Consider the following 6,209-nt stretch of genomic DNA (forward strand, 5'->3'; position numbering starts at 1 on the left):
GCTGGCGCCGCTCACGCCGAGGCCGGCGACGGTGATCCGGCGGCCGGTGAAGTCCTCCGGTTGCTGCGTGGTCACTTGGCCGCCTGCCAACCGCCGTAGAAGATGCCGAGGCCGACGATCACGCACATGCCCTGGATGATCCAGAATCTGACCACCACCAGGACTTCGCTCCAGCCCTTCAGTTCGAAGTGGTGCTGGAGTGGTGCCATCCGGAAGACGCGCTTGCCGGTGAGGCGGAACGAGCCGACCTGGATGACCACGGACATGGTGATGAGGACGAACAGACCGCCGAGCACCGCGATGAGCAGCTCGGTGCGGGAGCAGATGGCCAGGCCGGCGAGGGCGCCGCCCAGAGCCAGCGAGCCGGTGTCACCCATGAAGATCTTGGCGGGCGAGGTGTTCCACCACAGGAAGCCGAAGCAGGCGCCCATCAGCGCGGAGGCGACGACGGCGAGGTCGAGCGGATCGCGTACCTCGTAGCAGCCGGGGCCCGCGGTGATCTGGTTGGCGCAGGACTCCTGGTGCTGCCAGATGCCGATGAAGGTGTACGCGCCGAAGACCATCACCGAGGCGCCGGTGGCGAGGCCGTCGAGGCCGTCGGTGAGGTTCACGCCGTTGGACATCGCCAGGATCATGAACAGCGCCCAGATCACGAAGATCACCGGGCCGACCTGCCAGCCGAAGTCCTGGGTGAACGACAACCGGTCGGAGGCCGGGGTCTGTCCGCGCGCGTCGGCGAACTGGAGCGAGAGCACGGCGAAGGCGATGCCGACGATCAGCTGGCCGGCCATCTTCGCCTTGGCCCGCAGGCCGAGCGACCGCTGCTTGACGATCTTGATGTAGTCGTCGAGGAAGCCGACCAGACCCATGCCCGCCATCAGGAACAGCACCAGCACACCGGAGAAGGTGGGGTCGCTGCTCGTGATCACCTTCGTCAGGGCGTACGCGATGAGCGTGGCCAGGATGAAGGCGATACCGCCCATGGTGGGCGTACCGCGCTTGCTGTGGTGGTCGCGCGGACCGTCGTCGCGGATGTACTGGCCGTAGCCCTTGCGGGCCAGCAGCTTGATCAGCAGCGGGGTGCCGATCAGGGTCAGGAAGAGCCCGATCATTCCGGAGAAGAGGATCTGCTTCATCGAGTTCATCGGGCCGCGGCCCCGCCCCCGGCGTTCGCGACGCCCTCGTCCAGCAATGCCGCGGCGACCCGCTCCAGTCCCACCGATCTGGATGCCTTCACCAGCACGACGTCTCCCGGTCGCACCTCGCTGCGCAACAGGTCGACCGCCGCCCGCGCGTCGGACACGTGCACCGACTCCTCACCCCACGAACCCTCGTTATAGGCGCCCATTTGCAGCCAGGCCGCTTCCCTGCCGCCGACTGCCACGAGCTTGCTGACGTTGAGCCGGACGGCCAGCCGTCCGACCGCGTCGTGTTCGGCGAGCGCGTCCTCGCCCAGCTCGGCCATCTCGCCGAGCACCGCCCACGTGCGGCCCCCCGCGGCCTTCCGGGCCTCGCCCATGGCGACCAGCGCGCGCAGCGCCGCTCGCATGGACTCGGGGTTCGCGTTGTAGGCGTCGTTGACGACCGTCACGCCGTCCGCGCGCTCGGTGACCTCCATCCGCCAGCGGGAGAGCGTGCCGGCTTCAGAGAGCGCGGCGGCGATCTCGTCCACGGGCATGCCCAACTCATGGGCGACGGCGGCCGCGGCGAGCGCGTTCGACACGTGGTGCTCACCGTACAGCCGCATGGTCACGTCAGCGCACCCGGAGGGTGTGTGAAGCGTGAAAGCGGGCCGTCCGCCGTCGGCGAGCCGGACATTTGCGGCACGTACGTCGGCGTCCGGCGCCTCGCCGAACAGCAGCGTACGGGCCGTGGTGCGCGAGGCCATGGCCCTCACGTACGGGTCGTCGGCGTTGAGCACCGCGACGCCGTCCCCGGGCAGCGACTCGACCAGTTCGCCCTTGGCCTCGGCGATCCGCTCGCGGCCGCCGAACTCGCCGATGTGCGCGGTGCCGACGTTGAGCACCAGGCCGATGCGCGGCGGCGTCAGACGGGCGAGGTAGCGGATGTGGCCGACGCCGCGGGCGCCCATCTCCAGGACGAGGTGGCGGGTGGTGCCGTCGGCCCGCAGCGCGGTCAGCGGCAGCCCGATCTCGTTGTTGAGGTTGCCGTCGGGCCAGACGGTCGGCCCGTGCCGCTGGAGCAGCTGGGCGATCAGGTCCTTGGTGCTGGTCTTGCCGGCCGAGCCGGTGAGGGCGACGACCTCGGTGCCCAGGCGCTCCACCACGGCGCGGGCGAGCGCGCCGAGGGCCGCGACGACGTCGTCGACGACGATCGCGGGCACACCCACGGGGCGGGCGGCCAGCACGGCGGTGGCACCGTCGGCGACGGCGCCCGCGGCGAAGTCGTGGCCGTCGACGCGTTCGCCGGCGAAGGCCACGAAGAGGGCGCCGGGGCGGACCTCACGGGAGTCCTTGACGACGGGCCCGGTGACCTGGGCCCCCGGGTCCGGTATGTCGTGCTGCCGTCCGCCGACGATGTCCGCGATCTCGGCGAGGGACAGGGAGATCACAGGTCACCTCCCGAGCGGGGCGGAAGGTGCCTACAGAAGGGTTGTGCGCGCATGGCGGTGTGTCATCCCTGGTGGTTCGGCTGCTGCGGTGCCCGCGACGCCTCGATGGCCTCGCGCAGCACCTGTCGGTCGTCGAAGGGGCGGACCACTCCGGCGATGTCCTGGCCCAGCTCGTGGCCCTTGCCGGCGACGACCACGGTGTCGCCGGGCTCGGCGCGGGCGACGGCCGCGGCGACGGCGGCGGCGCGGTCCTCCTCGACGAGGACCGTGCCGCGTTCGTGGACGGGTACTTCGGCGGCGCCGCCGAGCATGGTGGCGAGGATCGCGAGGGGGTCCTCGGAGCGGGGGTTGTCGGAGGTCAGTACGGCGGTGTCGGCGAGGCGGGCGACCGCGGCGCCCATCGGGGCGCGCTTGTGCGGGTCGCGGTCACCGCCGCAGCCGAGGACGACGTGCAGACGGCCCTCGGTGACCTTGCGCAGGGCGCGCAGAACCGATTCGACGGCGTCCGTCTTGTGCGCGTAGTCGACGACCGCGAGGTAGGGCTGCCCGGCGTCCACGCGCTCCAGCCGGCCGGGGACACCCGGGACCGCGGCGACGCCGTCGGCGGCGGTCTGCGGGTCGACACCGGCGACGATCAGCGAGGTGATCGCGGCGAGCGCGTTGGCGACGTTGAACGGGCCGGGCAGCGGCGAGGCCGCGCGCAGCTTCTCGCCGTGCGGGCCGTGCACGGTGAACGTCGAGCCGAGCGCGCCGACCTCGACGTCGTCGGCGCGCCAGTCCGCGTCCGGGTGGCCCTCGGCGGAGAAGGTGGTGACCGGGACCTCCGAGGCGCCGGCGGCCAGCCGCCGGCCGTACTCGTCGTCGAGGTTGACGACGCCGGCGCGGCTGCGGGCCCGGGTGAAGAGGGCGGCCTTGGCCTGGAAGTAGTCCTCCATGCCGGAGTGGAACTCCATGTGCTCCGGGCTGAGGTTGTTGAAGACCGCGACGTCGAAGACGCAGCCGTCGACCCGGCCGAGGACCAGGGCGTGGCTGGAGACCTCCATGGCGACCGCCTCGACGCCCCGCTCGCGCATGACGGCGAACAGCGCCTGGAGGTCGGTGGCCTCCGGGGTGGTGCGCTCGGACTTGATCCGCTCGTCGCCGATCCGCGTCTCGACGGTGCCGATCAGGCCGGTGAGGGCGCCCGCGGCGCAGGCGGCGCGGAGCCCGCCGTCGACGAGGTAGGCGGTGGTGGTCTTGCCGGAGGTGCCGGTGATGCCGATCTGGAGCAGGTCCTCGCCCGGCGCGTCGTAGATCGAGACGGCCAGCGCGCCCATCCGGGAGCGCGGGTCGTCGGCGACGAGGACCGGCAGGCCGGTGGCGGCGGCGCGCTCGCGGCCGACGGGGTCGGTGAGGATCGCGGCGGCGCCGAGGTCGGCGGCCTGAGCCGCGAAGTCGGCGCCGTGGAAGCGGGCACCGGGCAGCGCGGCGTAGACGTCACCGGGGCGGACCGCCCGGGAGTCGTGGGTGATGCCGGTCACCGTGACACCGGGCGCGGCGCCGGCCGCGACCGGCGTGCCCAGCTGCTCGGCGAGGTCCGCCAGGGGGGTCGGCCGGACCTTCTCGGGGCGGGGCGCCCCCGGGTATGCGCCGGGTGCGTCCTGCTGGTGCTTGGGGGACTGATCAGCGTGTGACACGGCGGTGAGCGTACCGGGCGCGGCGGCCCCGGGGCGAAGCGAGGGCCGCGGGGCGGGGTCGGCGCCGGGGTCCGGGGTGGCGTGGGCAGTGATGGTCGTCACGGCGATGTTGCCTCGATTTCATTCGCCTGGCGTGAAGGTGACGGGCAGCCGCGGCGCCTTGTCACCACTGGGCGGGACCTGGAGGGTCTTCAGCGCGAACGTCATGACCTGCTGGTAGATCGGGCCGCAGACCTGGCCGCCGAAGTAGCTGCCCTTGGTCGGGTTCTGGACGGCGCAGTAGACGGTGACGCGGGGCTTGTCGGCGGGCGCGAAGCCGGCGAAGGACGCGGTGTAGCCATGGTATTTGCCCGTTTTGGGGTCCACGCGGTTGGAGGTTCCGGTCTTGCCGCCGACCCGGTAGCCGTCGATCTTGGCCCTGGCGCCGGTGCCCTCCCGGTCGTCGACGACCGATTCGAGCATGGCGGCGAGGGTGGACGCGGTCTTCTCGCTGACGACGCGGGTCTTCGCGGGCTCGGGGGCCGCGGTGTAGCGGCCGTCGGGCCCGGTGGTGCCGCGTACGAGGGTGGGGGCGATGCGTTCGCCGCCGTTGGCGATGGTGGAGTAGACGGAGGCGGCCTGGACGGCGTTGAGGGACAGGCCCTGGCCGAACGGGATGGTGTACTGCTGCGAGGTGCTCCAGTCCCCCGGCTTGGCCAGGATGCCGTCGGTCTCGCCGGGGAAGTTGAGGCCGGTGGGCTGTCCGATGCCGAATTTGCGCAGGTAGGAGTAGAGGACCCGGTTCGCCTCGGCCTGGGTCTTGCCGAGCTGCTCGGTCGCCAGGATGGTGCCGATGTTGCTGGACTTGGCCAGGACACCGTTGAGGGTGAGGTGCCAGGTGGCGTGGTCGATGTCGTCCGAGAAGAGGCGGTCACCACGGTGCAGCCGGTTGGGCACGGTGACACGGGTCGCGGCGGTGGCCGCGCCCTCCTCCAGGACGGCGGCCATCGACATCAGCTTGCTGGTGGACCCCGGTTCGAACGCGTCCGTCAGCGCCGCGTTGCCGAGCGCCGAGGGGTTCGCCCTGGTGAGGTCGTTGGGGTCGAAGCCGGGGGCGTTGGCCAGGGCCAGGATCTGCCCGGTCCGGGTGTCCTGGACGACGACGTAGCCGCGGTCGGCCTTGGACTTGGCGACCTGCTCGCTGATGGCCTTCTGGGCCATCCACTGGATGTCGCGGTCGAGGGTCAGCTCGACGCCCGTGCCGGGGACGGCGGGATGCTCCTGGGTGTCGGCGGTCGGCACCCGTCGGCCTCCGGACTGGGCGTAGACCAGCTTGCCGTTCTCGCCGGCGAGCTGCTTGTCGAGCTGGGCCTCCAGGCCGCCGGCGCCCTTGCCCTCGGCGTTGACGAAGCCGAGGACGCCGGCCGCGAGGTCCTTGTTGGGGTAGACGCGCTTGCTGTGCCGGTCGGCGAAGATCCCGACCAGGACGTTGGGGCGGGGGGCGCTGCGGGGCGCGGCGGCCGCCTCGCGCTCCAGCTTGCGGCGCGTGTCCTTGATCTGCTTCCAGACCTGGGGCGTCTGCTGGCGGGCGAGCAGGACGTAGCGGGACGAGGACCTGCCGAGCTTCTCGGCGAGTTCGTTCTCGTCGCCGTGGAGGAGCGGCGCGAGCAGCTTGGCGGCGCGCCGCGGGGCGTCCGGGATCTTGGTCTTGTCGGGCGCCAGCAGGCTCGGGTCGGCGGTGATGTCGTACGCGTCGACGGTGGTGGCGAGGTCGACGCCGCCGCGGTCGGTGATGGTCCCGCGCTCGGCGGGCAGGACCACCGGGACGTAGCGGTTGACGTTGGCCTTGGCCGCGTAGGCGCTGGCGTCGACGGCCTGCACCTGGAAGAGACGGCCGGCGAACACCAGCATCACCAGTCCCAGCCCGAAGCCGACGAGGCGCAGCCGGGGGCGCGGGTTGCCGGGCCGGATCGTCCCCTTGG

The 6,209-nt window shown here is 72.1% G+C and carries 4 protein-coding genes; all 4 read right to left on the minus strand.

Annotated elements, in window-relative coordinates:
* Positions 1-71 precede the first annotated feature (71 nt).
* Positions 72-1,136: a phospho-N-acetylmuramoyl-pentapeptide-transferase gene (mraY, locus tag AC51EU_RS25770; RefSeq protein WP_496269472.1), complete on the minus strand. Its 1,065-nt coding sequence runs from the start codon at positions 1,134-1,136 to the stop codon at positions 72-74.
* Between the two features lie 5 nt (positions 1,137-1,141).
* A complete protein-coding gene (locus tag AC51EU_RS25775; protein ID WP_496269469.1) occupies positions 1,142-2,572 on the minus strand; it encodes a UDP-N-acetylmuramoyl-tripeptide--D-alanyl-D-alanine ligase in 1,431 nt (476 codons plus the stop codon).
* A gap of 62 nt (positions 2,573-2,634) precedes the next feature.
* Positions 2,635-4,350 carry a UDP-N-acetylmuramoyl-L-alanyl-D-glutamate--2,6-diaminopimelate ligase gene (locus AC51EU_RS25780; protein ID WP_496269470.1) on the minus strand — a complete coding sequence of 572 codons (1,716 nt, stop codon included), beginning with the start codon at positions 4,348-4,350 and terminating at the stop codon, positions 2,635-2,637.
* Positions 4,351-4,368: 18 nt separating this feature from the next.
* The coding region (locus AC51EU_RS25785; protein ID WP_496269471.1) for a peptidoglycan D,D-transpeptidase FtsI family protein at positions 4,369-6,209 on the minus strand (1,841 nt) is incomplete at its 5' end.

The organism is Candidatus Streptomyces philanthi (assembly GCF_059553635.1).

Excerpts from the sequence above, each read along its gene's own strand:
- mraY (WP_496269472.1), bottom strand. The coding sequence starts at position 1,136 with ATGAAGCAGATCCTCTTCTCCGGAATGATCGGGCTCTTCCTGACCCTG.